At 61.0% G+C, this 25114-nt stretch carries 24 protein-coding genes and 1 tRNA gene; 16 read left to right on the forward strand and 9 right to left on the reverse strand.

Annotated elements, in window-relative coordinates; genetic code table 11:
* Position 1: 1 nt before the first annotated feature.
* Together QTL98_RS00695 and infB are read left to right on the forward strand one after the other, a co-directional pair.
* The gene (locus tag QTL98_RS00695; RefSeq protein WP_445680316.1) at positions 2–727 is read left to right on the forward strand and encodes an RNA-binding protein; all 726 of its coding nucleotides are present in this window, start codon (positions 2–4) and stop codon (positions 725–727) included.
* Positions 720–3365 (forward strand): translation initiation factor IF-2, encoded by a 2646-nt coding sequence (infB, locus tag QTL98_RS00700; RefSeq protein WP_445680317.1) that lies wholly within the window; start codon positions 720–722, stop codon positions 3363–3365. Before QTL98_RS00695 ends, infB begins: the two co-directional genes overlap by 8 nt.
* Here infB and QTL98_RS00705 read toward each other — a convergent pair.
* Positions 3340–3561 carry a hypothetical protein gene (locus QTL98_RS00705; RefSeq protein ID WP_445680318.1) on the reverse strand — a complete coding sequence of 74 codons (222 nt, stop codon included), beginning with the start codon at positions 3559–3561 and terminating at the stop codon, positions 3340–3342. The genes infB and QTL98_RS00705 overlap by 26 nt on opposite strands.
* Here QTL98_RS00705 and QTL98_RS00710 point away from each other — a divergent pair.
* Positions 3548–4624 (forward strand): FkbM family methyltransferase, encoded by a 1077-nt coding sequence (locus QTL98_RS00710; RefSeq protein WP_445680319.1) that lies wholly within the window; start codon positions 3548–3550, stop codon positions 4622–4624. The two genes, QTL98_RS00705 and QTL98_RS00710, sit on opposite strands and share 14 nt — an antisense overlap.
* Positions 4625–4684: 60 nt before the next feature.
* Here the strand turns inward: QTL98_RS00710 and QTL98_RS00715 are convergent, their stop codons facing one another.
* Positions 4685–5524 (reverse strand): transporter substrate-binding domain-containing protein, encoded by an 840-nt coding sequence (locus QTL98_RS00715; protein WP_510637601.1) that lies wholly within the window; start codon positions 5522–5524, stop codon positions 4685–4687.
* A gap of 164 nt (positions 5525–5688) precedes the next feature.
* On the opposite strand from QTL98_RS00715, the gene QTL98_RS00720 reads away from it, so the two are divergent.
* Positions 5689–6654, forward strand: coding sequence for an amino acid ABC transporter permease (locus QTL98_RS00720; protein WP_445680321.1), 966 nt, complete (start codon positions 5689–5691; stop codon positions 6652–6654).
* 41 nt (positions 6655–6695) lie between these two features.
* Here the strand turns inward: QTL98_RS00720 and QTL98_RS00725 are convergent, their stop codons facing one another.
* Entirely contained in the window at positions 6696–7544 is an 849-nt protein-coding gene (locus QTL98_RS00725) for a pirin family protein (RefSeq protein ID WP_510637513.1), read from the reverse strand.
* A gap of 181 nt (positions 7545–7725) precedes the next feature.
* Between QTL98_RS00725 and QTL98_RS00730 the strand changes: the two genes are divergently transcribed.
* A complete protein-coding gene (locus QTL98_RS00730) occupies positions 7726–8358 on the forward strand; it encodes a MarC family protein (RefSeq protein WP_445680323.1) in 633 nt (210 codons plus the stop codon).
* A gap of 113 nt (positions 8359–8471) precedes the next feature.
* Here QTL98_RS00730 and QTL98_RS00735 read toward each other — a convergent pair.
* Positions 8472–8547, reverse strand: a tRNA-Ala gene (locus QTL98_RS00735).
* 222 nt (positions 8548–8769) lie between these two features.
* Complete coding sequence (locus tag QTL98_RS00740) at positions 8770–9099, reverse strand: TIGR02300 family protein (RefSeq protein ID WP_445680324.1); 330 nt, start codon at positions 9097–9099, stop codon at positions 8770–8772.
* A gap of 642 nt (positions 9100–9741) precedes the next feature.
* Between QTL98_RS00740 and ihfB the strand changes: the two genes are divergently transcribed.
* The 3 genes from ihfB (at position 9742) to lhpI (ending at position 11448) form a co-directional block, all read left to right on the forward strand.
* Complete coding sequence (gene ihfB / locus QTL98_RS00745; protein ID WP_445682206.1) at positions 9742–10023, forward strand: integration host factor subunit beta; 282 nt, start codon at positions 9742–9744, stop codon at positions 10021–10023.
* Positions 10024–10084: 61 nt separating this feature from the next.
* Positions 10085–10435, forward strand: a complete 351-nt coding sequence (locus QTL98_RS00750) for a LapA family protein (protein WP_445680325.1) — start codon at positions 10085–10087, stop codon at positions 10433–10435.
* Positions 10436–10488: 53 nt separating this feature from the next.
* On the forward strand, positions 10489–11448 hold the full coding sequence (gene lhpI, locus QTL98_RS00755) for a bifunctional Delta(1)-pyrroline-2-carboxylate/Delta(1)-piperideine-2-carboxylate reductase (protein ID WP_445680326.1): 960 nt from the start codon (positions 10489–10491) through the stop codon (positions 11446–11448).
* A gap of 19 nt (positions 11449–11467) precedes the next feature.
* Here lhpI and QTL98_RS00760 read toward each other — a convergent pair whose 3' ends face one another.
* Positions 11468–12817 carry a penicillin-binding protein activator gene (locus QTL98_RS00760; RefSeq protein ID WP_445680327.1) on the reverse strand — a complete coding sequence of 450 codons (1350 nt, stop codon included), beginning with the start codon at positions 12815–12817 and terminating at the stop codon, positions 11468–11470.
* A 5-nt stretch (positions 12818–12822) separates the two neighbouring features.
* On the opposite strand from QTL98_RS00760, the gene rsmI reads away from it, so the two are divergent.
* The 5 genes from rsmI to QTL98_RS00785 all read left to right on the forward strand — a co-directional run bounded on the left by rsmI (position 12823) and on the right by QTL98_RS00785 (position 17565).
* On the forward strand, positions 12823–13776 hold the full coding sequence (rsmI, locus tag QTL98_RS00765; protein WP_445680328.1) for a 16S rRNA (cytidine(1402)-2'-O)-methyltransferase: 954 nt from the start codon (positions 12823–12825) through the stop codon (positions 13774–13776).
* Positions 13777–13835: 59 nt separating this feature from the next.
* Positions 13836–14144 carry a YraN family protein gene (locus QTL98_RS00770; protein WP_510637602.1) on the forward strand — a complete coding sequence of 103 codons (309 nt, stop codon included), beginning with the start codon at positions 13836–13838 and terminating at the stop codon, positions 14142–14144.
* A 223-nt stretch (positions 14145–14367) separates the two neighbouring features.
* Positions 14368–15201, forward strand: coding sequence for a SirB1 family protein (locus QTL98_RS00775; RefSeq protein ID WP_445680330.1), 834 nt, complete (start codon positions 14368–14370; stop codon positions 15199–15201).
* Between the two features lie 111 nt (positions 15202–15312).
* The gene (gshB, locus tag QTL98_RS00780; protein ID WP_445680331.1) at positions 15313–16272 is read left to right on the forward strand and encodes a glutathione synthase; all 960 of its coding nucleotides are present in this window, start codon (positions 15313–15315) and stop codon (positions 16270–16272) included.
* A 15-nt stretch (positions 16273–16287) separates the two neighbouring features.
* Positions 16288–17565, forward strand: a complete 1278-nt coding sequence (locus QTL98_RS00785) for a nucleotide sugar dehydrogenase (protein WP_445680332.1) — start codon at positions 16288–16290, stop codon at positions 17563–17565.
* On the opposite strand, the gene QTL98_RS00790 is transcribed toward QTL98_RS00785, so the two are convergent.
* Entirely contained in the window at positions 17455–18645 is a 1191-nt protein-coding gene (locus QTL98_RS00790) for a glycosyltransferase (RefSeq protein ID WP_445680333.1), read from the reverse strand. The genes QTL98_RS00785 and QTL98_RS00790 overlap by 111 nt on opposite strands.
* A gap of 178 nt (positions 18646–18823) precedes the next feature.
* Between QTL98_RS00790 and gmd the strand changes: the two genes are divergently transcribed.
* Both gmd and fcl read left to right on the forward strand, forming a co-directional pair.
* Positions 18824–19885 carry a GDP-mannose 4,6-dehydratase gene (gmd, locus tag QTL98_RS00795; RefSeq protein WP_445680334.1) on the forward strand — a complete coding sequence of 354 codons (1062 nt, stop codon included), beginning with the start codon at positions 18824–18826 and terminating at the stop codon, positions 19883–19885.
* Entirely contained in the window at positions 19878–20846 is a 969-nt protein-coding gene (gene fcl, locus QTL98_RS00800; protein ID WP_445680335.1) for a GDP-L-fucose synthase, read from the forward strand. Before gmd ends, fcl begins: the two co-directional genes overlap by 8 nt.
* On the opposite strand, the gene QTL98_RS00805 is transcribed toward fcl, so the two are convergent.
* Positions 20843–21835 carry an SDR family NAD(P)-dependent oxidoreductase gene (locus QTL98_RS00805; RefSeq protein WP_445680336.1) on the reverse strand — a complete coding sequence of 331 codons (993 nt, stop codon included), beginning with the start codon at positions 21833–21835 and terminating at the stop codon, positions 20843–20845. The genes fcl and QTL98_RS00805 overlap by 4 nt on opposite strands.
* Before the next feature lie 77 nt (positions 21836–21912).
* Positions 21913–23349: a mannose-1-phosphate guanylyltransferase/mannose-6-phosphate isomerase gene (locus QTL98_RS00810; protein ID WP_445680337.1), complete on the reverse strand. Its 1437-nt coding sequence runs from the start codon at positions 23347–23349 to the stop codon at positions 21913–21915.
* A 237-nt stretch (positions 23350–23586) separates the two neighbouring features.
* Between QTL98_RS00810 and QTL98_RS00815 the strand changes: the two genes are divergently transcribed.
* Positions 23587–25113, forward strand: a complete 1527-nt coding sequence (locus tag QTL98_RS00815) for a YifB family Mg chelatase-like AAA ATPase (protein WP_445680338.1) — start codon at positions 23587–23589, stop codon at positions 25111–25113.
* The last annotated feature ends 1 nt before the right edge of the window (position 25114 follow it).

The raw sequence follows: 25114 nt of genomic DNA on the forward strand, positions 1-25114 counted from the left end.
GTTGGCGGAAGAGACGGCCACCGGTTTCGGCGCAATGGCGCCGGATGGGGAGCAGCCCGGTCCTGAGACCGGGCCGCTGCGCCGTTGCATTGCCACGTCGCAGGTGCTCGCCAAGCCGGAGATGATCCGGTTTGTCGTCGCCCCCGACGGAACTCTGACGCCTGACCTTGAAGAAAAGCTGCCCGGCCGCGGCCTGTGGCTGAGTGCCACCGCCGATGCCTTTGCCGAGGCGCTCAAGAAACGCGCCTTCTCGCGCGCCGCGCGCCGCAATATCGAAGTGCCGGCTAACCTTGCGGCCCGCCTGACAGCATTGCTTGAGATGCGCATTGGCCAGACGCTGAGCCTTGCACGGCGCGCGGGCCAGGCCATCTCCGGCTTTGAAAAGGTACATGAGGCCCTGAAGGGTGGCGGCCTTGGCCTGCTGGTCGAGGCGAGCGATGCCGGCGGCGACGCCCGCAAGTTGCGCGCTCTTGCCCGCGCCGTTGCGCCACATCTCAGGATTGTGAGCCCGCTCACCGGCGAGGCTCTCGGAAAGGTATTTGGCCGAGATCGGACCGTGCATATCGGGCTGACCTCCGGTAGACTGGCCTCCCGCATCGCGCAGGACGCAATGCGGCATGCCGGCATTTTGGCGGCTTCCCCAGTAGAAGCACACAAGTATGGACTGGAAGGCGCAAGCCATCCGGCCCCCGGTATCAACGACCAACCGTCGGAAATAGATGACTGAGCGCAACGATCAGGACAGCGAAAAGAAGACCCTCAGCCTGTCCAGCAAGGGCAAGCAGCAACTGCGGCAGGGTGGCGACGCCAATCAGGTTCGCCAGAGCTTTTCGCATGGCCGCTCGAAGGCGGTAACCGTAGAAGTGAAGCGCAAGCGCACCGTCGAAAAGGTGGTGGCAGGCGCGGCACGAACCGGTGCCAAGACACTTTCTGACGAAGAGCGCGAATCGCGCCTGCGCGCCCTCCGGGTCGCCAAGGCGGCCGAGGAAACGCGGGCCCAGCAGGCCTCCGAGCAGCAGGCTGAAGCCGCTGCCGAAGCTGCTGCCGCTGCTGCCGCTCCGGTCGCCGCACCGGCTCCGGCCCCGCGGGCACCGCTCGACGCTGCGGCCCGCCGCAAGCTGGAAGAGGAAGAGCGCAAGGAGATCGAGCAGGAGGAGGCGCAGCGCCGCCAGCGCGAAACCCAGCGCCTGTCCGAACTGGAAGCCGAGCGCAAGCGCGAGCAGGAAGCCCGCAATCGCGCCAGCGAAGATCGTCGCCCCACCGGCGCGGCGTCCGACGCTGGTACTGACAGCCCGCGCACGACCACCACGACCGATGCCGACGGTGAGTTCCGCCGCCCGGTCGTCGGTGCCCGTGCCCGCGACGACGACGATGAAGGCAGCCGCCGCGGTGGCACTCCTGGACGCGGTGCTCCCAAGGGCCCGGCCAAGGCCGCACCGACCCGGGGCCGCAACGATAACCGCCGCGATCGCAGCAAGCTGACGGTCAGCGAAGCGCTCAGCACCGGCGACGGCGATTCCGTCCGTACCCGTTCGCTGGCGGCTTTCCGCCGTGCCCGCGAGAAGGAACGCCGGAAGGAATCCAGCGCCAACCGCGAGAAGATCGTGCGTGAGGTTCAGATCCCCGACACCATCACGGTGCAGGAACTGGCCAACCGTATGGCCGAGCGCGCCGGCGAAGTGATCAAGACCCTGATGCGCAGCGGTATCATGGCAACGATCAACCAGTCGATCGACGCCGATACGGCCGAACTGATCGTGACCGAATTCGGCCATACGCCGAAGCGTGTCTCCGAAAGTGACGTCGAGCTGGTGCTGGACACCGGCAAGGACGCCGCCGAGGACATGCTGCCGCGTCCGCCGGTCGTCACCATCATGGGCCATGTCGACCACGGCAAGACCTCGCTGCTTGATGCGCTGCGCTCTACGGACGTGGCGGCGCGCGAAGCCGGCGGTATTACCCAGCATATCGGTGCCTACCAGATTCAGCTCGAATCCGGCTCGCGCATCACCTTCATCGACACCCCGGGCCACGCGGCCTTCACCTCGATGCGTGCCCGTGGCGCCAACGTCACTGACATCGTCGTGCTGGTGGTTGCTGCCAATGACTCCGTCATGCCGCAGACGGTGGAAGCCATCGCCCACGCCAAGGCGGCGGGTGTTCCGATGATCGTGGCAGTCAACAAGATCGACCTGCCCGGCGCGGACAAGAACCGCGTTCTGACCGACCTCCTCCAGTACGGCATCGTAACGGAAGAGATGGGCGGTGACGTGCTGGCGGTGCCGGTTTCGGCCAAGACCAAGCAGGGTCTAGACAAGCTGGAGGAGGCTATCCTCCTGCAGTCCGAAATCCTCGAGCTGCGCGCCAATCCGAACCGGCTTGCCGAAGGCAGCGTCATCGAAGCCAAGCTCGAGCGCGGCCGTGGTTCTGTCGCGACGGTCCTCATTGAGCGCGGCACGCTCAAGGTTGGCGACAGCTTCGTCGTCGGCGCTGAATTCGGCCGCGCCCGTGCGTTGCTGAATGACCGTGCCGAACAGATCAGGGAAGCTGGCCCCGGTTTCCCGGTCGAGGTCGTGGGTCTCAACGGCACGCCGCAGGCCGGTGACCGCCTGGTGGTGGTCGAGGATGAGTCCGAGGCCCGCCGGATCGCCGAATATCGTCAGGCCAAGGTTCGTGAGCAGGCGGCGACCGCTTCTGCCCGCGGTTCTCTGGAACAGATGTTCAACGCCATCCGCGAAGGCGAAGCCAAGAACTTCCCGGTTGTCATCAAGGGCGACGTGCAGGGTTCCATCGAGGCGATCAACGCCTCCCTGCAAAAGCTCACCGAAGACAACAAGGAAGTCCGCGTCCAGGTGCTGCATTCCGGCGTCGGTGCCATCACCGAATCCGACATCACCCTGGCTGCCGCCTCCAAGGCGATGGTCATCGGCTTCAACGTCCGCGCCAACCCGCAGGCCCGCGAGATGGCCAAGCGCGACGGTGTGGAAATCCGTTACTACTCGATCATCTACAACGTGATCGACGAGGTTAAGGCAGCCCTCAGCGGCATGCTGTCGCCGGAAGTGACGGAAGAGTTCATCGGTTACGCTTCCATCCGCCAGGTGTTCAACATCACCAAGGTTGGCAAGGTTGCCGGCTGTATGATCACCGAGGGCGTGGTCAAGCGCGGCGCCGGTTGCCGACTGCTGCGCGACAACGTGGTTATCCACGAAGGCACGCTCAAGACGCTCAAGCGTTTCAAGGACGAAGTCCGCGAAGTCCGCGAAGGTTTCGAGTGCGGTATGGCTTTCGAGAATTACGACGACATCCGCGAAGGCGACGTTGTCGAGTGCTTCGAGATCAAGGAAACCGCGCGCGTCCTTTAAGGTCCGTGCTTCCTTTCGAAACAGACATGAAAAACCCGGCGACTCTGTCGCCGGGTTTTTTGTTGCCTGCGGAGGGATGCCAGAGGGCACCGTCAAACCATTTGGCGGAGCCTGGTTTCTCACCCATCATGCGCAAACAGGTGTTACCAGCAGGCGCATGAAGAACAAGGGTCAGCGAAATAATGATCGACAGCATCAAGGCATTGCCGGAAGGCGACGAGCGCAACCGGCATTTCAAGGCTCTGGTCAACGACCGGGCCCGGCCGCTGGCGGACCGCATCAAGCTGCTGGTTGACGGGATTCAGGGTGGCGCCTTGCCGATGCGGGCACTGCACGAAGCGGCTCTGCCGCTGATAGAGACCGAGGCCGGCACCAACGCCACCGCTGTTGAGTGTATGCTCTACAGCGGCTGGGTCGGGCACCAGACCGAACCGGACTATCTCAAGACGCTGCTGCCCTGGGCGCGCCGGCTGGTGGCGCTGGCACCGGGTAACGTCGCTGTCTATACGCGCGGGGCCATGCTGTCGCTTTCCGCGCAAAGTTACGAAGACGCACTGATGTTCGGCCTTGCCTGCACCAGCACCGGCCACAAGCAGGACGCCATTGTCCGCTGCGCCAGCATGCTGGCACGCGGTGACGACGCCCTGACGCTGACTGCCGACGGTATTGGCTGCGTCCTGCCGCTCTCGACCCAGACCACCCAGATGGTTGAAGCGGCTCTCACTCATTGTTCCGGCCAGTTCACCGAGATGGAAGAACTCGCCTATCTCAAGTCGAGACTGCCGGAGGGACTGCGTATCGGCGAAGTCGGTGGCCTTGTCGGCAACCATTCCGCCTTCTTTCTGCGCTTCCTGAAGGCCGGCTCGTTGCGGGTTATCGATGGAGATCCGAGGGCAATTCCGCTCTTGCAACGGTGTCTGTCGGCCAACAATCCCGATGGCGCCAGCGCAACCAGCCTCGAGCTTTCCTGGGTTGTCGGCCCAGGGGCAGCCGATAGCGGGGCCAATCCGCCTCGGCAGACAGTCGACGCGCTCTTCCCGGAACCCGTCGATTTTTTCAAGATCGACGCAGATGGCGGTGAGATTGAACTGCTGGACGGCGCCCAGCGCAGCATCGCAGAACACCGCCCGATCGTTATGATTGAAGTCAGGCCATCAACAGCCAAACCGGTGGATGACTGGTTTGTCGCCCGGGGCTACCGGGCGGAAAAGCGCATTGATCGCTCCAGCCACATGAACGTCATCTACACGCCGGCCTGAATAAAAAAGCCCCGGAATTTCCGGGGCTTTTCTCTAGCGAGATGCCTTGCGGCAAAAGGCTTACTGGGCCTTCGTCAGATCCACGCCGAACCACTTGACGCTCAGCTGGGCAAGCGTGCCGTCCGCCTTCAGCCCTTCCACGATCTCCTTGATCCTGGCAGTGAATTCCGGATCGCCCTTGTCGACAGCCACGGCAAGCGGCTCGAAGAAGACCGGCGGGGTCAGGATGCGGAACGGGTAGCCATTGTCGATGGCTTCCTTGAGCGTCGGCAGGTTGGTCAACACCGCATCAAGGCGCTTGCCGGCACCAAGGCGCAGATCATCAAAGGCAAGGCCGTCGGATTCATAGGTGCGGATCTCGTAATCGCCCTTGATGTAGTCGAACTTCGGCGTGCCGATCGCATCCATGTTGAGGTTCTTGCGCAGATAGTCCTCATAGGAGCAGGCCGAGCATGACCCAATGACCTTGCCGGCCAGATCATCGACCGTTTTGACGTCGGTTTCATCCTTGTGAACCGCCACAGCCGCCGGGGTGTAGTAATAAACGGCCGGGAAATCGAGCACCTCGGCGCGCTCGCGCGTCGGGGTCATGGAACCGACGGCGATGTCCCAGCGACCCGCCCAGCGGCCGGCAACCTGCGCTTCCCAGGAAGGGGTCACGATCCGGGTCTTGACGCCGAGCTTGCCGGCAATCGCCTTCAGCACTTCGACATCGAAACCATCGAACTCGTTCTTGTCGTTGAGGAAGGCAACCGGCGGATAACCGTCCGTGGAAGCCCCCACCAGCTCGCCGGATTTCATCACCCGGTCCAGCGTCTCCCCTGCAAAGGCAGGCGCACTCACCAGCGCCGCCAGCGCTACCGCCGCCGCCGCAAGGCGGCCTGTCATCTTCCTGTTCATCATGTCTCCGTTCGGCATCAAAACGGTAAAGCGGCGGAGTGACGACCTAGCATCTGCCGTGTCTCTTGAAACGCCGCCTCCCCTCGCTGCAGATAAAAAGGCTAAAGTGCGCGCGCCGTCCAGCCCTTCCGCTGGCGAAAGGTTATCTTGAGGAACTTCCCTGAATGCAGTCATTCCAGGCCACCCGCCTCGGCGTCTACGGCTTTCTCGCCCTGATGCTCCTCGGGGTAAATACCGGCGCAGTTCTGCCGGCCGGGCTGGCCGCAAATCTGTCATCCGTCGGTCTTGAGGGCTGGCCGCTGCGCATCCTGGGCTCCCTGCTCATCACGGGCGCGCTCTGGCTCAATGCCCAGGCCCTGCGCCGTCTGCCCTTTCGGATGCAGGTGATCATCACCTGGCTGGAACTGGGCACCCTGTTCCTGCTGTTCTTTGCCAGCTTCAACCTTTCCTGGGGCACCATCTGGCACCGGCTGCCGGTGCTGCTCGGCCTGCAACTCAAGGATGGTTTCGTGCAAGGCGCGGCCATGACATTGCTGGTCAGCATTGCCAGCATCGTCTTTGCCAGCATCCTTGCCATGATCGCCGCGCTCGGCCGCATGTCGAAAAACGGCCTCGCCTTCGGCATCGCCAGTTTCTATATCTCCTTTTTCCGCGGCACCCCGCTGCTGCTGCAGGTATTGCTGATCTATCTTGGCTTGCCGCAGCTCGACATTGTGCTGGACGCTGTGCCGGCTGGAATCATCGCGCTCTCGCTATGTTACGGTGCCTATATGGCGGAGATTTTCCGGGCGGGGATCATGAGCATTCCTGCCGGCCAGCGGGAAGCCGCCTATGCTCTCGGCCTCAAGCCCGGCCTTACACTATGGCTGGTGGTGATCCCGCAGGCACTGCGCGTCATCATTCCGCCCACCGGCAACCAGTTCATCTCCATGCTGAAGGACAGTGCCCTCGTCTCCGTCATGGGCGTGTGGGAGCTCATGTATCTCTCCCGCACCTATGGGCGAACGGACTTCAAATATATGGAGATGATGATCGCCGCCGCTCTCATCTACTGGGCTCTTTCCAGCGTGTTCGAAATCCTGCAGGCCCGGCTGGAGAAGAAATTCGGGCGCGGCATCAGCATCGTCTGACCCCGCGCCCTTAAATCATCCGCTGGCAGCGGCAGACTGGCTCAGGTGCCAAAACGTCCAGCCTGGAAATCCTCGACGGCCTGAACCAGTTCATCACGCGTATTCATGACAAACGGGCCGTAACGCGCAACCGGTTCGTTCAACGGCTCACCATGAGCGATGAAAAGCGAGGCACCGCCTGCACCGGCGGTGATCGCCATTTCGCCGCCACCGCCGCCCAGAACGGCCAGCGTGGGCGCCTTGATCTCACGCTCCAGCCCGGCACCGACCGGGGCCGTCACGCTGCCCTCATGAATGCCGATGAAGCCATTGTGTCCCTCCGGCACAACGACGGAGAATTTTGCCCCCGGCTCAAGGAAAGCCAGATAGAGCCCGACGGGCGTACGGGTAACTGCGGGCCCGGCCTTGCCGGCATAACTGCCCGCAATCAGGCGTACCTTCGCGCCCGGCAGATCAATCTCGGGAATGGTATCCCGGCCTATATCCTGGTAGCCGGGCGCGGCCATTTTCTGGGCCGCGGGCAAATTCACCCAGAGTTGGAAGCCGCGCATGCCGGGGCCGATGATTTCCGGCATTTCAGAATGGATGATGCCGCGGCCGGCCGTCATCCACTGCACGTCACCGGCACCGATCACCCCCTCGCCGCCCGTCGAATCACGGTGGCGCAGCTGGCCTTCCAGCATGATGGTTACGGTTTCGAAGCCGCGGTGCGGGTGCTCCGGGAAACCGGCGATATAAGCCCCGGGATCATCGGCGTCGAACCGGTCCAGCATCAGAAACGGATCGATCATGTCGAGCTGGGGCGTGCCGATCATGCGGGTGAGCTGAACGCCGGCACCGTCGGTTGCCGGCAGGCCCGGCGAAGTTTTGACTATGTGCATTCTGTTCATCCTCCTTGCGTTGCGGGCTCGCTTGCCGCAAATCTGTCGCCCCCAAAGATGGGGCAGCGGCAGCGCCGGCTGAAGGCCAGAAGTCATCGATAGTTTGTTTCACCAGAAGCAACAGATTCGACATCAGGGCTGAATCGGTTGCTTTAAATTAGTGAAATCCAGATTGGTCGAGGGCCACGTGATGATCGAACTTCTCAGTTCGGCGATTTTTGTATTTTTCGTGGTGATGGACCCGGTTGGCGTCCTGCCGGTCTTCATCGGATTGACGCAGGGTTTCACCAGTGCCCAGCGGCGTTATATCGCCATCAAGGGCTGTATTGTCGCCGGCATCGTGCTTGGTCTCTTCGCCTATTTTGGCAACTGGTTCCTGACCGCGCTCGGCATCAGCCTCTCCGCCTTCCGCATCGCCGGCGGGGCGCTGCTCTTTCTCATCGCTGTCGAGATGCTGTTTGAACGCCGCACCGCCCGAAAGAGCGCCGTTGCCGGCGAAGCCGTCAGTCGTACCCATGAAGAGGCTCAGGATATCGCTGTCTTCCCGCTGGCCATCCCCTTGCTGGCCGGCCCGGGCGCCCTGACCTCAATGCTGCTGCTGATGGGGCGCGCGCCGGGAATCGGTGCCCAGGCTCTCGTTCTGCTGGCCTGCGCCATCAATATGGCGCTGGTACTGATCCTGCTCATCTCGGGCGAAGCGATTGCCCGCAAGCTCGGCCGGACGCTTATCAACACCATCAGCCGCGTGCTGGGCCTCATGCTGGCGGCACTTGCCATCCAGTTTATCGTCGATGGCATTCTGGAAGTGGCCGGGCGCGTCTAGGCGCCCCGGTTTACGCAGTCAGCGCCGCCGCTCAGGCCAAATCCCGAAATGCAAAAAGCCGCCCGGCTTTGGCCAGCGGCTTTAACAACGTCGCTATTTTAGTCGAGAAGAAATGGTGGAGCTGAGGGGAATCGAACCCCTGACCTCTACAATGCCATTGTAGCGCTCTCCCAACTGAGCTACAGCCCCACGCTTACCGGCGCAGACGGTTGAAACGAGATCAAAACGAAACTCTGTTTCAGCCCGGAAATCAGATCCGGTATGTCAGGTTTCCTTTGGGAAGGAACCTCACCAGCGCCACTTTCGAGCAGTGCCCTGCGGCGTGGTGCGGGGCTTATAGAACGGGGCGGCAGAGCCCGCAAGAGAAAATTTTGAGGTTTTTGCCGCCCGGTTCCTCAGCCGGAAAAAAGCTCAGTTTTCGTCTTCGTCGCCTTCGACAACCGAGCTGAAATCATCGTCATCGTCCTCGAGTTCCGACACGTCCTCGATCGGCGCGGCGGCATCATCCTCTTCGACGTCCTCGACGACTTCATCTTCGACCTCTGTATCCTCGAGATCGACGATGGCACCCTTGCGGGGCTCATCCGAGGCAACATTACGGGCGCGACGCGACTTCAGGAGCTGCTCGGGCTCGAACACGGTATTGCACGAAGGGCAAACCGGCGGCGTGCTCAGCAGATCATAGTAGCGGGTGCCGCAATTCGGGCAGATGCGCTTGGTGCCCCATTCCGGTTTAGCCAAGACCGGTCCTCCGTCTTTTGCTGTCCGCAGTGAATAATGAAGGCCGCTCGTGCTCCACCGCTGCCGGGCAGACGATACTGCCTGCAAGGCGACCGCGGAGCATTGCGGCCTTGAATTTGCGGGCAATGCCATGTCGGGCTGGGCTTGTCAAAGAGATAATCAGCCTGGAAAGACATCGCAGGGAAGCCGGAGCGCATTGCTCCGGTCCGTGGCGCTCCAGGGCCGACGCGTCCTGATCCGGCCGATATCGGGCCTGGTATCCGAAAAGCCAACCTTTTCAGGCCGGCAGGTAGCGACTCTTCCCCTGTCCTTCACTGCCGGCCCTCGTCCAGACGGCCCTCAAGGCCCTGTTCTTCCCGGTTTTCAGCCGGATATGACTTGTATCGAAGCCCTGGAAATTACCCGGTTCGGTCCCGAAACAAGCAAAGGCGGCACTGGCATTTTCCACAATGCACATGGGAAACCGGGTCAGATTTTAGACATAAAATTCACCACTTTTTAAAAAAGTCATGTGCATTGAAGGGCTTAGCCGAATGGTAAACTTGACGGTAGGGGTGCCTGCTGGCAGGCTTCACCTTAAATGGCCATGCAAGCCAACCGGGCAGGATTCCACGAGCCCTGATGATCAAGAGGGTTTCTCTAATGACAAAGTCGGAACTCATACAGCGACTGGCAGAACAGAACCCCCACCTCTTTCATCGGGATGTGGAGCGGATCGTAACGACCATATTTGACTCAATCACCGACGCGCTGGCGCGCGGGGAGCGGGTCGAACTGCGCGGTTTCGGTGCGTTTTCAGTCAAGCGCCGCGATGCCCGCACCGGTCGCAATCCCCGCACCGGCGACTCCGTCGACGTATCCGAGAAGTGCGTGCCCTTCTTCAAGACGGGCAAGCAGTTGCGCGAACGGCTCAATACCGACTAAGGCTCATCTGTATAGAGCCCCCGGCTGGCTGAAGAGCGGCCGACATCAGGAGAGTTCCACAGTGCTGCGGCGTCTTGCCTGGCTGGTTTCCCTGCCAGTTATTCTGGTCATCATCTCTTTTGCCGCGAGCAATCGGGCACCGGTGACGCTGAAGCTGTGGCCACTGCCCTTTTCTTTCGACGTTCCGCTCTATCTCACGATTCTGCCTGCCTTTGCCCTCGGCTTCGTCCTCGGAGGGTCGGCATTGTGGTTTTCTGTTCTCGGCCGCCTGTGGCGGGGCCGGCGCGCCCAGCGCAAGGCCGAAAAGCTGAACGCGGAACTGGAAAAAGAACGCACGCAAGCAGCAGCCCGCGGCTCCGGCGGTGAACTCACCGGCCCGGCCTCCCAGGCCAGTCTGCCATCCGCCCGCTGACCGCGAACGCATCCCTAGCCCCTGCACGCCCGTAACCCCAAGGAGTCCCAGCCATGCGCCATGTCCTTCCGGCGGAGCTGGATGATGCGCTCGACTATCCGGGCCTGGTCGAAGCCCTGCGGGAAATTTTCCGCACCGGCGGCGAGGCGCCACAGCGCCTGCACTATCCGCTGCCGGCAACGGATAATGCAGGCAAGGAAGGCACACTTCTGCTGATGCCGGCCTGGCTTGCGGGGCGGTTCATCGGGATCAAGCTGGTAACGGTGTTTCCCCAGAACGGGCAGCTCTCCCTGCCTTCGGTACAAGGCTCCTATCTGCTGCTCGACGGCAGCACCGGCGTGCCTCTGGCCATGATGGACGGGCCACGGCTTACGGTACGCCGTACGGCTGCGGCCTCCGCACTCGCCAGCACTTATCTGTCCAGGCCCGATGCGGCGACGCTGCTGGTGGCCGGGACCGGGGCACTGGCCCCGCACCTGCTGCGGGCCCATGCGACCGTGCGGCCCATTCGCCGCATTCTCGTCTGGGGCCGTTCCCTTGCCAGCGCAACCGGGATTGCCAGGCAAGCCGCCGCGGATACCGGCCTTGCTGTCGAGGCCGTGTCCGATCTGGCAACTGCCGCCAGCGAGGCTGACATCATTTCCTGCGCCACGCTGGCAACCAGCCCCCTGATCAAGGGAGAATGGCTACGCGCCGGCACTCATCTTGATCTTGTTGGCGGTTTCCGGCCGGACATGCGGGAAGCGGATGATGAGTGCGTGCGGCGCGCCACCTTGTTTGCCGATACCCGCAGCGGCGCCTTGCATGAGGCGGGCGACCTTGCCCAGCCCCTGCAAGCCGGCCTTATCGGCGAATCGGATATCGCAGCCGATCTCTATGATCTGACACGGGGAAACCACCCGGGCCGCCGCAGCGACACGGAGATAACCCTTTTCAAATCAGTCGGTCACGCGCTCGAGGATCTGGCGGCCGCCATTCTCTGCGCCCGCCAGCTGGGCATAACCTCCCCCTGACGGGAGGCAGCCCGGCCCTTTAGTTGGTCAAAGCCTGGAAACTGGTCGGGGCCGGATCGGCAACCGTGACACCGGTGTCCGTCACCTCATAAACGGCAAGGCCCCGTTTGATGAGGCCGCTGCTGTCGAACCGGAAGATGCCATCCACGCCGGCAAAACCAACGGCATTGGCGAAGGCTGCCGGACCGAACGGATCGGCATTGCCATCATGGGCAAGCACAACCGCCAGCGCCGTGGCGTCATAGGAGAGTGTGGCAAGGCGTGGCGGCTTGTGGCCGTAAACGCCCTGGAAGCGCGCCTCGAAGGCAGTACGGGCATCCTGCGGGGCAGCTGCAAAAAACGCCCCGACGAGCCCAGGCTGGTGTGCGCCAAGCCCCTCGCCATCCCAAAGGCCAGTGCCAAGCAACATCACGCGTTGATTGTCGATGCCGTATTTGGCGAGCAGCGGCGCCGCAACCTGAAGCTGGGCCGGGCTCAGAGGCAGGAGCAGCGCGTCAAAATCCGGCTCACCAGCCGGCGGCGCACTTTGCAGGCGCTGGCGGGCCGCTTCGGCAATATCGTCCGTCCGGCCATCAAGGGCCTGCAGTTGGGCCTGAAGATCCTGCTGGTAGGCATCGGCATTGGTGAGCGACCGGATAGCGATTTCCATGTCACGACCATCAGCCTGAAAACGGGTCTCGCGCACCAGTTCGGAGGAAAGCGGGCCCAGTTCCTGCTTCAGGCTCTCGACGGCAGCATCGCCATAAGAATCCTGGGAGGCCAGCACTGCAAAGCGCCGGGAGCCGCGGGAAGCGGCAAAATCGGCGATGCGCTGCACCTGCTCGAATGGCAGAAAGCCGAGCACGTAGGTACCGCCACCGGCGAGCGTCCAGTCGGTGGAAAAAGTCAGCATGGGGATGCCGGCAATCGAGCCATCGGCGCGGATAGCCTGTGCATCGCGGCCGAAGAGCGGCCCGATGACCAGCGACACCTGATCACGCTGTGCGGCCCTGGCGGCCTCGCGGGCGCCGGCTACCGTTCCTTGCGTATCATGCGGCAGGAGCTCCACCTGATCGCTGCCGAGATCGAACAAGGCGAGCTGGGCGCTATCGAGCATCTCCTTGCCGAGAGTGCCATTGTCGCCGCTGAGCGGAAGCAGGAGCGCCACCTTGGACCGCGCCGGCTCGGCCGGAACCAGCGGGCTCTGGGTCAACGGCGTTTCGGCGGACTGGGTCGAACCGGCCGCCGGGGTCTCGACAGCCGGTTGCGAAGTGACCACCGGCTCGCTTACGGTCTCTGCACAAGCTGCCAGAAGCAGCGTCCCGGCCAGAAAAGCAAACCGGCGCAGGGACGGCCGCAGAGCCAACAGCTGCCACAAGTTCGGAATCATCTAACGTGCCCTCATCCGCCTCAAACGCGCCGACGCCGTCTCCCGGCACTGCCGATGCCCAACCTAACGGGGCGTCAGAGGCAAGTAAACCGAGCCGCAGCACGCCCGCTGAAAGGCTGGCCGCCGGCCTTTATCTGGTGGCAACGCCGATCGGCAATGCCGCAGACATAACCCTGCGGGCACTCGATACGTTGCGTCGGGCCGATCTGCTGGCCTGCGAGGACACGCGCGTCACCCGCAAGCTGCTCGGCATGCATGGTATCGACAGGGGCGGTTCTTCCCTGGTTGCGTACCACGATCACAATGCCGCCAGCATGCGCCCGCGCCTGCTTTCCCACATTGCCGGCGGCGGTTCCGTCGCCCTGGTGACGGATGCCGGCAGCCCTTGCATCTCTGACCCCGGTTACAAGCTCGTCGAGGCGGTAACGGAGGCCGGATTGCCGGTTACCACCGCTCCGGGTCCGGTTGCCGCCATTGTCGCCCTGCAACTCTCGGCACTCCCCACCGACCGCTTCATGTTCGCCGGTTTTCCTCCGCCCAAAAGCGGGGCACGGCAGCGCTTCTTCACCGAGCTTGCCGGCGTTCCGGCAACGCTGGTTTTTTATGAAGGGCCGAGCCGGGTTGCAGCCTGCCTTGCCGACATGGCGACCAGTCTTGGCAATCGCCAGGCCGCCGTTGCGCGCGAACTGACAAAACTCTTTGAAGAAGTGAAGCGCGGGTCACTCGAGGAGCTTGCCGCTTTTTACGAAGAGGCGGGACCGCCCCGTGGCGAAGTTGCCATTGTCGTTGCCCCGCCAGCCGCGGAGACAACCAGCGACGACGATCTCGATGCGCTGCTGCTCAAGGCACTCAAGGACCAATCGATCAAGGACGCGGTGGCCGGAGTTGCCGCCGCCACCGGCCGCCGCCGCCGCGAGGTGTACGCCCGGGCCCTTGAACTTTCCGGCGGGCAGGATTGACGGCCGGTGGCGCCCCGGCCCGGCAACAGGCCGAGCGCGTCGGACGCAGGGCCGAACAGATGGCGGCATGGTGGCTGCGGCTCAAAGGCTACCGGCTTGTCGCGTCGCGGATACGCACCCCTTTTGGCGAAATGGATCTGGTTGCCCGGCGCGGCGCCATCGTCATTATCGTCGAAGTGAAGTACCGCAGGAGACATGAAACCGGGCTTGAGGCCATTCTTCCCTTTCAGCAGCAGCGCATCGCCCGCGCGGCTCTGTGGTGGCTTTCACGCCGGGGGCTTGACCCCACCCTGGCGCTGAGATTCGATGTCGTGACCATCGTTCCGTGGCGCTTGCCCCGCCATCTGGCAGATGCCTGGCGCCCTTGACGGTGGGTCGGCGGCCCCCATCTGCCAGACTTGTCCGCATTCTCATTCCGCTCCACCCTGAGCTTCCGCCCGCCCTACAACAGGCCCGTTGCCCGATGCATTCTCCCAAGGCCAGTTCCTGCACCTTATCCTCTGGCGAAGATCGCCCGGCTGAGCCCGTGACACGGAAGGGATATCGGCCGGAGACAGCGGGTGAAGTTCTGGTTTCTGGAGAAGCGTTCTGATGTCCCCCCGGCAAAAACAGGAGGCAGCGGCCAGCTGGCTTTCCCGGGCCGGGCGCGAAGAGACAATCGATCTTTTCGAAACGGCCCTGCACCTTGCCGCCCTCGATCAGCCCGAGGCAGATCTCGATGCCTGCCGGACCATGGCCGACGAGCTGCGGCGCGGGGTTGCCTTTGCCGTGGCCGATAGTGCCGGCACAGCGCGCGACTGTGCCGCCGCGCTGTGCGAGGCCTTCTGCGAACGCCACGGATTTCGCGGTGATACCGATGACTATGACAATGTCGAGAATGCCAACCTGATTCGCGTACTGGAGCGGCGACGGGGTTTACCCGTCGCGCTCGGTATCCTGTTTCTGGATGCAGGACGTTTCCAGGGCTGGGACATGGTAGGGCTGGAATTTCCCGGCCATTTCCTTATCCGGCTGGAGCGACACGGCGAACGGCTGATCCTTGACCCGTTTCATCGCGGCGAAATCGTCGAGCCTGCGGAACTGCGCGCCCTGTTGAAGGCGACACTCGGGCTGGAAGCCGAACTTTTGCCCGAGCATTATGCGGTGGCGGATGACCGCACGATCTTGTTGCGGCTTCAAAACAACATCAAGGCGCGCCATCTGGCTGCCCGTCAGGTGGATGAGGCTGCACGCACCCTCTCCTCCATGTTGATGATCGCTCCGCAACGGCCGGACCTCTGGCGCGAGGCTGCGATCCTCAATGTGCAATGCGGCCGGCTGGACCAGGCAAAAGGCGCGCTGGAGACCATGCTGAGCCTGCCCGATACCGGCGGCATGCATCATGAAGCAACGCTCTGGCTGCAACGGCTGCGCGAGCGGCTTTGAAGCCCTCGACAGTAGGCGGCAGACCCGCCCCTTCCTGTGGCCGTCTTTCACAAATGCCGCTGCCGCTCTACAACACTTTTCACCAGATCACCCAAAGGACCTGCCGTTCAAATGAGCCTCACTGTCGCCGTCCAGATGGATCCGATCGCCAGCATCAACATCGATGCCGACAGCACCTTTGCGATGGCGCTGGAGGCGCAGGCGCGCGGCCACAGGCTCTATTATTATACGCCGGACCGGCTGGCCTTTGATGATGGCAAGCTGGTTGCCCGCGGCCACACGCTGACCCTGCGCCGGGAGAAGGGCAACCATTTCAGCCTCGGGGCACTGGAGCCGATCGATCTGGCGGCGATGGACGTTGTGCTGCTGCGCCAGGATCCGCCCTTCGACATGATGTACATCACCACCACGCATCTGCTGGACCACATCCACCCGAAGACGCTGGTGGTCAACGATCCGACGAGCGTGCGCAACGCCCCGGAAAAGCTGCTGGTCACGCAATTCCCCGACCTGATGCCCCCGACCCTCATCACCCGTGACCGGGCCGCCATCGAGGATTTCCGCAACCGCCACGGCGACATTATCGTCAAGCCGCTGTTCGGCAATGGCGGCATCGGCGTTTTCCGCTTGAAGCCGGACGATGCCAATTTCGGCTCCCTGTTCGAGATGTTTACCGGAACGAGCCGGGAGCCGCTGATGGTTCAGCGTTACCTGCCGGAGATCACCCAGGGCGACAAGCGCGTGATCCTCATCGACGGTGAGCCGGTCGGCGCCATCAACCGGGTACCGCAGGCCGGCGAGGTGAGAGCCAACATGCATGCCGGCGGTCGGCCGGACAAATCCGGCCTGACCGAACGCGATCTCGAGATCTGCCGGGCGATCGGCCCGACCTTGCGCGAACGCGGACTGATTTTTGTAGGCATCGACATCATCGGCCGTTATCTGACCGAAATAAACGTCACCAGCCCGACCGGCATTCAGGAGATCAACCGGCTGGACGGCAGAACCGGTGATGAGCGTCTCGAAGCCATGCTCTGGAAGTGCATTGAGGCAAAGCGCACCCTGTCCTGAGCGCCTGGCGGAGAGATGGTCTTGAACAGCATAAAACCCTCCATCGCCGTTGTCGGCCTGGGTTATGTCGGCCTGCCGCTGGCCATCGCTTTGGCGCGCCATTTTCCGGTGACCGGTTTTGACATCAGCCCGTCAAGACTGGCCGAGCTGCGGCAAGGCAAGGACCGGACGCGGGAAGTCGATGCACAAACACTGAAGGGCAGTGCCCTCTCCTACACGGACGACTTGCAGCAGCTGAAAGGCCGGGACGTTTATATCGTTACGGTTCCGACCCCGGTTGATGGCGAAAACAAGCCCGACCTGGTGCCTCTTCTGAAAGCCTGCGCTTCAGTCGGCTCCGTCCTTGCGAAGGGAGCAGTCGTCGTCTTCGAAAGCACCGTCTATCCCGGTGTCAGCGAAGACATTTGTGGCCCGGCGCTGGAACAGGCATCCGGCCTCGTTTGCGGCACCGATTTTTTCCTCGGCTACTCGCCGGAACGCATCAATCCCGGCGACAAGATCCACACCGTCGACAAGATTACCAAGGTGGTTGCCGGCCAGACCCCGGAAGTGACGGCGCTTCTGGCCGAGATTTATGGACAGGTCACGTCCGGTGGTATTTTCCAGGCGGCCAGCATCAAGACGGCAGAAGCGGCCAAGGTCATCGAAAATGCCCAGCGGGACATCAACATCGCCTTCATCAATGAAGTGGCGCAAATCTTCAGCAGGCTCGGGCTCTCCGTCCACGACGTCCTAGAGGCCAGCCGGACCAAATGGAACTTCCTGCCCTTCACGCCTGGGCTGGTGGGCGGCCATTGCATTGGCGTCGACCCCTATTACCTCGCCGATTGTGCTCGCCAGCTGGGCCACAATCCCGACGTCATTCTCGCCGGGCGGCGTATGAATGACGGCATGGGGGGCTTCATTGCCGAACAGATTGCTGATCGCCTCGGCAAGCCGGGCGAGGTTCTGGTACTCGGACTGACCTTCAAGGAAGACGTGCCGGACCTGCGCAACAGCCGGGTGGTGGATATCATCCATCGCCTGCAGGAACTCGGTCACATTGTGACCGTCCACGACCCGATGGCAGATCCCTCAGAGGCAAAGGATCATTACGATATTGATCTGGTCTCGGATCTGAAAGACCTCACTCACTTCGACTGTGTCCTCGGAGCGGTATCTCACGCCCCCTACAAACAACTTTCAGCCGACGATTTCTCCCGGCTCTGTCGTCCGGGCGGCCTTGTGGCCGACATCAAGGCGATCTGGCGTAACGTCACCTTGCCCAAGACCGTCAGCCACTGGATCCTCTAGAGGCAGCCCTGTCCGCCTGGCAATCCAACGGGCCAGTTTTCTGATCCCTTCGTACCGCTGCCCGCGCAATTCCGCGCCAAACACGGCTGCGCGGTCCGCAGCCATGGCCAGTGCCTCGGTCGTCAAGGCGGCCAGCATGGTATCGAGGCTGGGACCGTCGGCCTCGCCGCCATCGGACAGGGGGAAAAACCAGCCGGCTCGCTGCCCCCAATCATTGAGATCGCTTCCCCTGGCGCCCGCAGCTATGAGGGGGCGCGACAACGTCAAGGCTGTAACGGCCCGCGACGGGACGCTGATTCCGGCCCAGGCCGGCAATTGCGCAACGATATGGGCAGAGGCGCAGATCAGGGTTTCTTCGGGCAGCCACTCGTACCACTCGACGGCCGGTGCCTCCGCAAGAAGCTTTTTCCTGATTGCAAACGCCTGTGTTCCCCGGAGCGACACCAGCAGACGGTAGCGCTCAGGATCAAGGCGAGACGCAAACTGAAACAGGAATTCTGATGCAAACCCCTGACCGGCATTGCCGCAGCAAATGAACGTAAGCTTTTCAGCCTGAACCGGTGAGTGCTCTGTCAAGGCCGGCGATCCACCCTTCACCCCACAAGGCATGACGATCAAATCACGACCGATGTTACGCCTCGCTAACAGCTGCGCCTGGAAGGGAGAGATTGCCAGGACCAGATCCGGTCGATTGAGGCGAAGACGGCTGGTCAGCCAACGCAATACCCAACTGCCCGGCTTTGCAAGACCCGCCGCCTCGAAAACCTCCGGATAGAGATCCATCGGCCAATGTATCCAGAGCGGTCGGTCATCCCCTTGTTTCATCCAGAGTTCGCACAGCGGCGGATCACTGATCGTCACCACAATATCGGCACTGGCAAGGGCATAACGGACCAGCCTGCGGCCTTCGATCAACGTAAAGATTAGCCGCGGCAGGGATCTTGTTGTTCGCGGCAACGCCCGCAGCCGCACAGTTGGAATCTTCGCTTCTGCTACTGCAGGCGTTTCGGCATAGTAGCCATCGGTCGTAATGATCAGCATATCGAGAGAGGGAATAAGCTGCCTGAGTGCAGCGGCCATTTCCGCAACCGCCCTGCCAGTAGGCGCAGCATCCGGCGGAAAATATCGACAGACAAAAGCAATACGCATCTGGTTCGTCCGAGGCCGGAATGCGGATGAGAAATTCCGCTCGATAGGCTGGCCCAGGATCATCGATCATGGAAGTGTCTTCTGGCACATTTTAATCGCAAGGCTGGATATGAAGCAGAAGATTGCACTTATAAGTGGCGTAACGGGACAAGACGGTTCGTATCTGGCAGAGTTACTGCTTGCTAAAGGCTACATTGTCCACGGCATCAAACGCCGGGCCTCTTCCTTCAACACCAGCCGCGTCGACCATCTCTATCAGGACCCGCATGGCGATGATGTGCGTTTCTTTATGCATTTCGGCGACCTGACGGACAGCACCAACCTCATCCGACTGGTGCAGGAAATTCAGCCTGACGAAATCTATAACCTTGCTGCCCAAAGCCATGTTCAGGTCAGCTTCGATACACCGGAATACACCGCCAACTCAGACGGCATCGGCACCCTGCGCCTGCTTGAAGCCATGAAGATCCTGGGCCTGGAAAAGACCGCTCGCTTCTATCAGGCCTCAACATCCGAACTGTATGGCAAAGTTCAGGAAACGCCGCAAAGCGAGCGCACGCCCTTTTATCCACGCAGCCCCTACGCCGCAGCAAAGCTATATGCCTACTGGATCACGGTGAACTACCGCGAGGCTTACGGCATCCACGCCTCCAACGGCATTCTCTTCAACCATGAGAGCCCGCGGCGGGGCGAAACTTTCGTGACCCGCAAGATCACACGTGCGGCCACATCCATTCATCTCGGTCTGCAAAGCTGCCTTTATCTTGGTAATCTTGATGCCAAACGCGACTGGGGACATGCACGCGACTATGTGGAGGGCATGTGGCGCATTGTCCAGCATCCCACCCCTGGTGACTACGTGCTGGCTACCGGAGAAACCCACTCCGTACGCCATTTTGTCGAGATAGCGTTCTCCAAATTGGGCCATGAGATCGAATGGGCTGGCACTGGGGTCGATGAAGTCGGCCGGGATCGTAAGACAGGTAATGTTATTGTTCGCATCGATCCTCGTTATTTCCGACCAACCGAAGTCGATCTGCTCTTGGGCGATGCAACCAAAGCCCGAACCGAGTTAGGCTGGGCCCCGAAGACGAGCTTCGATGAACTCGTTACCGAAATGATCTCTGCGGACCTTGCTTACATCAAGGAAAACGGCATCCCGAATGGTTGACGCGGCCCAATCCGGTTACTCCCTTTCTGGCAAAAAGATCTGGGTTGCCGGCCATCGAGGTATGGTCGGCAGCGCTATTGCCCGCAGGTTTTTAAAGGACGGCTATGAGGTGCTGACGGTAGCACGCTCCGAGGTTGACCTGTCGCGCCAGCAAGAGGTCGAACAGTGGGTTGAAAGATCACAGCCGGATGTGGTGGTGGTTGCGGCAGCAAAGGTTGGTGGAATCCACGCCAACAACAGCCTGCCGGTCGACTTCCTCTACGATAACCTGATGATTGAGGCGAATATCATCAACGCCGCCCATCAAGTCGGCGTCGAGAAACTTCTCTTCCTTGGCTCAAGCTGCATATATCCGCGTCTGGCCCCTCAGCCCATGGCGGAAGACATGCTACTCACAGGTCCGCTGGAGCCAACAAACCAGTGGTACGCGGTCGCCAAGATAGCAGGCATCAAGCTTTGCCAAGCTTATCGCCGCCAGTATGGCCGCGACTATATCTCTGCCATGCCTACCAATCTCTATGGGCCCGGAGACAATTTCGATCTGAGCGCCAGCCATGTACTGCCCGCTCTTCTGCGCAAGATTGAGCAAGCCAAGGCAGAGGATGCAAAAGAGGTCGAACTTTGGGGAACAGGGACGCCGCTGCGCGAGTTCCTTTATGTCGATGATCTAGCGGACGCCTGCCTTTATCTCATTCGCCACTACAGTGCTGAAGAGCACATCAACGTCGGTACGGGCGAAGAAGTCTCCATTCGCGAGCTCGCAGAAACACTCGCCAAGGTTATTGGCTGGGATGGTCGCTTTGTATTCAACACGGACAAACCAGATGGCTCACCGCGCAAGCTTATGGATAGCTCGCGCCTCCATGAGCTGGGCTGGAAGCATCGTACCTCCCTCGAAGCGGGCATCCGGCAAACGCTTGAATGGTACCGTGCCAACAAGACAGGCGGCGCGCGCCTTTAACTAGCTGGCAGATTACCGTGATACTGCCTGAACCATGCAACGAATCTGCGAATGCCTTCGGCAAGGTTCGTTTTGGGTTCAAAATCGAGATCCTGCCGGGAACTTTCGATATCCGCATAGGTAGACGGCACATCCCCCGGCTGCATCGGCTTTAACTGGCGGATTGCGGGAAGGCCCAATTCGGCCTCAAGCGTATCAATCAGATCCGTCAGTTTTTCTGCACGATGATTGCCAAGGTTATAAACTCGGTGGGGCGGCTCGGTTTCGCTGCCGGCAGGCGGGCGATCAAGCGCCGCAATCAGTCCGGATACAATATCGTCGATATAGGTAAAGTCGCGCCACATTTCACCGTTATTGAAAACGTCGATCGGTTTCCCGGCCACAATGGCGCGCGTGAAAATATAAAGCGCCATATCCGGACGCCCCCACGGCCCATAAACGGTAAAAAAGCGCAGGCCCGTCAATGGGGTGCGGTGAATATGGGCATAGCTATAGCTGATCAGCTCATCGGCTCGTTTGGTCGCAGCATAAAGCGAGACCGGCCTTTCGACTGGATCATCCACCGAGAACGGCTGCTTGGTGTTTCCGCCGTAAACCGATGATGAGCTCGCATAAACCATATGCTTCAGCCGGGATTGCCGACGAGCCAACTCCAGCATCAACAGATGCCCTGTCAGATTGGCTTCAACATAGGCAAGTGGGTTGGTTAGCGAATAGCGTACCCCGGCTTGCGCTGCCAGATGCACGATGCCATCAAAATCTGGCTGCGTTGCAGCCAAATCTTCGACCTGTGCAGCGTCGGCAATATTCATACGGCGAAATTCGAAAGTCTTGTGCCGCTTCAGGCGCTCCAGGCGCGCCTTCTTTAAATCGACATCGTAATAATCATTGATATTGTCGATACCGACAACTTCATCACCACGTGCGATAAGAGCTTCCGCGGTATGATACCCGATGAAGCCGGCAGCACCGGTCACAAGCACCTTCATGTCATAATTCCGTGGTGTCTAGTTCATAGACGAGGTGCCAACAATTTCGGCAGCAACCGTCACATGATGTGGCTGGATCAGTTACGGGCATAGTCATCGGAAAGACGGACAATATCATCTTCACCAAGATAGCTGCCCGTCTGGACCTCAATGATGTCTAAGGGAATCTTGCCTGGATTGGCGATGCGATGAACGCTGCCAAGAGGGATATAGATAGATTCATTCTCACGCACGATATGCTTTTCGTTATCGAGCGTAACCTCCGCCGTGCCCCGCACGACTACCCAATGCTCGGCGCGATGGAAATGTTTCTGCAAAGAGAGTTTCGCCCCCGGAGTAACCGTCAGACGCTTCACCTGGAAGCGCTCATCCAACTGCAGGGAATGGTAAGAGCCCCATGGGCGATAAACCTTCTTGTGCTCGTTGATTTCGGTGCGACCGTTTTTTTTCAGGCGATCAACAATCAGTTTGACGTCCTGCGCGTGCTCACGGGTCGTCACCAGAACCGCGTCTTCCGTAGTGATTACAACCGCACCATCCAACCCGAGTATCGCCGTCAGGTGATCGGGAGAATGAACAAAGCTGTTCCGCGAATTTATCGCCACCGCATCGCCCGCCAGCGTATTTCCGTCCTTATCTTTTGGTAGCACGTCGGCGAGCGCTGACCATGAACCGACATCAGACCACTGCAGTTCCACCGGAACGACAATCGCTTTATCCGTCTTTTCAGCCAGAGCGTAGTCAAGGGAAATGTCCGGCGACTGGGCAAAGGCGTCTTCGTCAAGTCGGATGAAATCCAGGTCATCATGCCGGTTTTCCCAGCTCGTCTTGCAGGCAGCAATCACACGCGGCGCATGCCGTTCTAGTTCCGAAATGAGTGTCCTGGCTGCCACCATATAGATGCCGGCGTTCCAGAAATACCCCCCGCGGGAGAGATACTGGGCCGCGGTTTGTGCGTCAGGCTTCTCGACAAACCGTTCCACATCGAAGACGCCCCTTTGCCCCTCGAGTTCTAGCCCGGCCTTGATATAACCGTAGCCAGTTTCAGCCCCACGAGGCGAGATACCGAACACAGCCACAGCGCCAGCCTGCACGGCAGGGCGAGCCGCCTCGATGGCCTGCCGCAACGGTTCGGCGTCGGCGACCCAATGGTCTGCGGGCAAGACGAGCAGAATACCGGATGCATCGTCCTCGACGATACTGAGAGCGGCCAGCACAGCGGCCGGGGCGGTATTACGCCCGACCGGTTCAAGAATGATGCGCGCCTCACAACCAAGAGCACGGCACTGTTCTGCAATAAGAAAGCGGTGCTCATTGTTGGCAATCACGGTCAGACGGCTGTCATTGCCCGTAACTGCCCGAGCGCGTTCCACCGTGTCTTGAAGAAGACTGTTGCTGCCGGTCAGCGGTAGCAATTGTTTCGGATATATCTTCCGTGAAACAGGCCAAAGCCGCGTCCCGCTACCGCCTGACAGAATGATCGGAAAGACGTTCGCTGGAGAAATATCCGGCATAAAAGTTTCTTTCTGTATCAAGCGGTTTAGGGGCTTAGACGTCATGTCTGGCAGGGAAATATAGCGACATCGCGTCGCCTGCTTCAATTCCCGAACCGTACCGTTGGCCTCGTCAGGCTTTTATCTGAGGTGGAAACCCGACCAAACGTTCTGCGAACGTCTAAATCCGCATGGAAAATCAACCTTTATAAAATAGCGAATGACATTAACTTGTTCTCTTAATTTTGGAGGCAAGACATGACCGCGCGCATAGGCACTGTAGCGTTTCAGGGTATTGATACCCTTGCCATTGATGTGCAGGTCCAGCTGACAAATGGACTGCCCGCCTTCACAATTGTGGGTCTGCCCGACAAGGCGGTTGCAGAAAGCCGCGAGCGGGTGCGCGGCGCCCTCCACGGTTTGGGGCTGTCGTTGCCAGCCAAGCGCATCACCGTCAACCTGGCGCCGGCCGACGTCGTGAAAGAGGGCAGCCATTTCGATCTTCCCATCGCACTGTCCCTGTTGGTCGCCATGGAGATTCTGCCAGCCGAGGAACTTTGCCTTTATCTGGCACTCGGTGAACTCTCCCTGGACGGTGCGATAACCGCCGTTGCCGGCGTGCTGCCTGCCGCGCTCAATGCGGCGAGCCGTGACCTCGGGCTGATCTGCCCGGCGGCTTGCGGGGGCGAAGCGGCCTGGGCAGCAACGGAAACTGGCAGGCTCGCCGTGCTTGCACCGCCTCACCTGCTTGCGCTGGTCAACCATTTCAAGGGTAGCCAGATACTGTCTCCGCCCGAGCCGCGCATTGCCGACGATGCGGCGATTTTGCCGGACATGCGAGATATCAAAGGACAGGAAAGCGCCAAGCGCGCAGTCGAGGTAGCCGCCGCGGGAGGCCATAATCTCTTGATGGCAGGCCCCCCAGGCTCGGGAAAATCCATGTTAGCCCAGCGCCTTCCCGGGCTTCTGCCGCCTCTGGATGCCTCCGAAGCCCTGGAAATCACCATGGTGCATTCGGTGGCCGGTCAGTTACCTGGCGGCGGGCTGATGCGCCGGCGTCCGTACCGGGATCCGCATCATTCGGCCTCCCTGCCAGCTCTCGTTGGTGGAGGAGCAAGAGCAAAGCCCGGAGAAATTTCACTAGCCCATAACGGAGTGCTCTTTCTCGACGAATTGCCGGAATTCAATCGCCAGACCCTGGAGGCGCTGCGTCAGCCCCTGGAAAGCGGTAGAGCGGTGGTGGCTCGGGCAAATCATCATGTGACTTACCCTGCCCGCTTCCAGTTGATCGCCGCGATGAACCCCTGTCGTTGCGGTCATCTGGACGATCCCGCGATTGCCTGCGGCCGTGCACCGCGCTGTGCTGCCGACTATCAGTCGCGTCTATCCGGCCCCCTGCTGGATCGCATCGACCTGCACATCGATGTCCCGGCTGTCAGGGCAACCGATCTTTCCCTGCCGCCCGCCACAGAAGGCAGCGCAGAAATCAAGGTCCGCGTCTGCGAAGCCCGGGCCCGGCAAGCGGCACGTTATCGCAACATTACCGGCGTTCGCCTCAATGCCCATGCCGATGGAGAATTGCTGATGCAGGTTGCCGCCCCGGAACCGGCGGGAAAAGCCCTGCTCGACAAGGCTGCAGAACAGATGCGCCTCTCCGCCCGTGGTTATCATCGTATCCTTCGGGTTGCCCGCACTCTTGCCGACCTCGAAGGCGCCCCCGCCGTCTCCCGCCCCCATATCGCTGAAGCGCTCGGGTACAGGCGGGCATTTCCGGGCACGGGATAAC

The organism is Radicibacter daui, from assembly GCA_030657355.1.
GTDB lineage: Bacteria > Pseudomonadota > Alphaproteobacteria > Radicibacterales > Radicibacteraceae > Radicibacter > Radicibacter daui.

What these genes read in the sequence shown, in the direction of transcription:
- QTL98_RS00730 (WP_445680323.1), top strand. Translation starts at nt 7,726, where the DNA reads ATGATCGAACTTCTCAGTTCGGCGATTTTTGTATTTTTCGTGGTGATG.
- QTL98_RS00805 (WP_445680336.1), bottom strand. Translation starts at nt 21,835, where the DNA reads ATGAAGGTGCTTGTGACCGGTGCTGCCGGCTTCATCGGGTATCATACC.
- QTL98_RS00785 (WP_445680332.1), top strand. Translation starts at nt 16,288, where the DNA reads ATGGTCTTGAACAGCATAAAACCCTCCATCGCCGTTGTCGGCCTGGGT.
- lhpI (WP_445680326.1), top strand. Translation starts at nt 10,489, where the DNA reads ATGCGCCATGTCCTTCCGGCGGAGCTGGATGATGCGCTCGACTATCCG.
- QTL98_RS00790 (WP_445680333.1), bottom strand. Translation starts at nt 18,645, where the DNA reads ATGGCCGCTGCACTCAGGCAGCTTATTCCCTCTCTCGATATGCTGATC.
- QTL98_RS00715 (WP_510637601.1), bottom strand. Translation starts at nt 5,524, where the DNA reads ATGAACAGGAAGATGACAGGCCGCCTTGCGGCGGCGGCGGTAGCGCTG.
- QTL98_RS00815 (WP_445680338.1), top strand. Translation starts at nt 23,587, where the DNA reads ATGACCGCGCGCATAGGCACTGTAGCGTTTCAGGGTATTGATACCCTT.
- QTL98_RS00725 (WP_510637513.1), bottom strand. Translation starts at nt 7,544, where the DNA reads ATGAACAGAATGCACATAGTCAAAACTTCGCCGGGCCTGCCGGCAACC.
- ihfB (WP_445682206.1), top strand. Translation starts at nt 9,742, where the DNA reads ATGACAAAGTCGGAACTCATACAGCGACTGGCAGAACAGAACCCCCAC.
- QTL98_RS00710 (WP_445680319.1), top strand. Translation starts at nt 3,548, where the DNA reads ATGATCGACAGCATCAAGGCATTGCCGGAAGGCGACGAGCGCAACCGG.
- gmd (WP_445680334.1), top strand. Translation starts at nt 18,824, where the DNA reads ATGAAGCAGAAGATTGCACTTATAAGTGGCGTAACGGGACAAGACGGT.
- QTL98_RS00720 (WP_445680321.1), top strand. Translation starts at nt 5,689, where the DNA reads ATGCAGTCATTCCAGGCCACCCGCCTCGGCGTCTACGGCTTTCTCGCC.
- QTL98_RS00810 (WP_445680337.1), bottom strand. Translation starts at nt 23,349, where the DNA reads ATGCCGGATATTTCTCCAGCGAACGTCTTTCCGATCATTCTGTCAGGC.
- QTL98_RS00775 (WP_445680330.1), top strand. Translation starts at nt 14,368, where the DNA reads ATGTCCCCCCGGCAAAAACAGGAGGCAGCGGCCAGCTGGCTTTCCCGG.
- QTL98_RS00760 (WP_445680327.1), bottom strand. Translation starts at nt 12,817, where the DNA reads ATGATTCCGAACTTGTGGCAGCTGTTGGCTCTGCGGCCGTCCCTGCGC.
- infB (WP_445680317.1), top strand. Translation starts at nt 720, where the DNA reads ATGACTGAGCGCAACGATCAGGACAGCGAAAAGAAGACCCTCAGCCTG.
- gshB (WP_445680331.1), top strand. Translation starts at nt 15,313, where the DNA reads ATGAGCCTCACTGTCGCCGTCCAGATGGATCCGATCGCCAGCATCAAC.
- fcl (WP_445680335.1), top strand. Translation starts at nt 19,878, where the DNA reads ATGGTTGACGCGGCCCAATCCGGTTACTCCCTTTCTGGCAAAAAGATC.
- QTL98_RS00770 (WP_510637602.1), top strand. Translation starts at nt 13,836, where the DNA reads ATGGCGGCATGGTGGCTGCGGCTCAAAGGCTACCGGCTTGTCGCGTCG.
- QTL98_RS00705 (WP_445680318.1), bottom strand. Translation starts at nt 3,561, where the DNA reads ATGCTGTCGATCATTATTTCGCTGACCCTTGTTCTTCATGCGCCTGCT.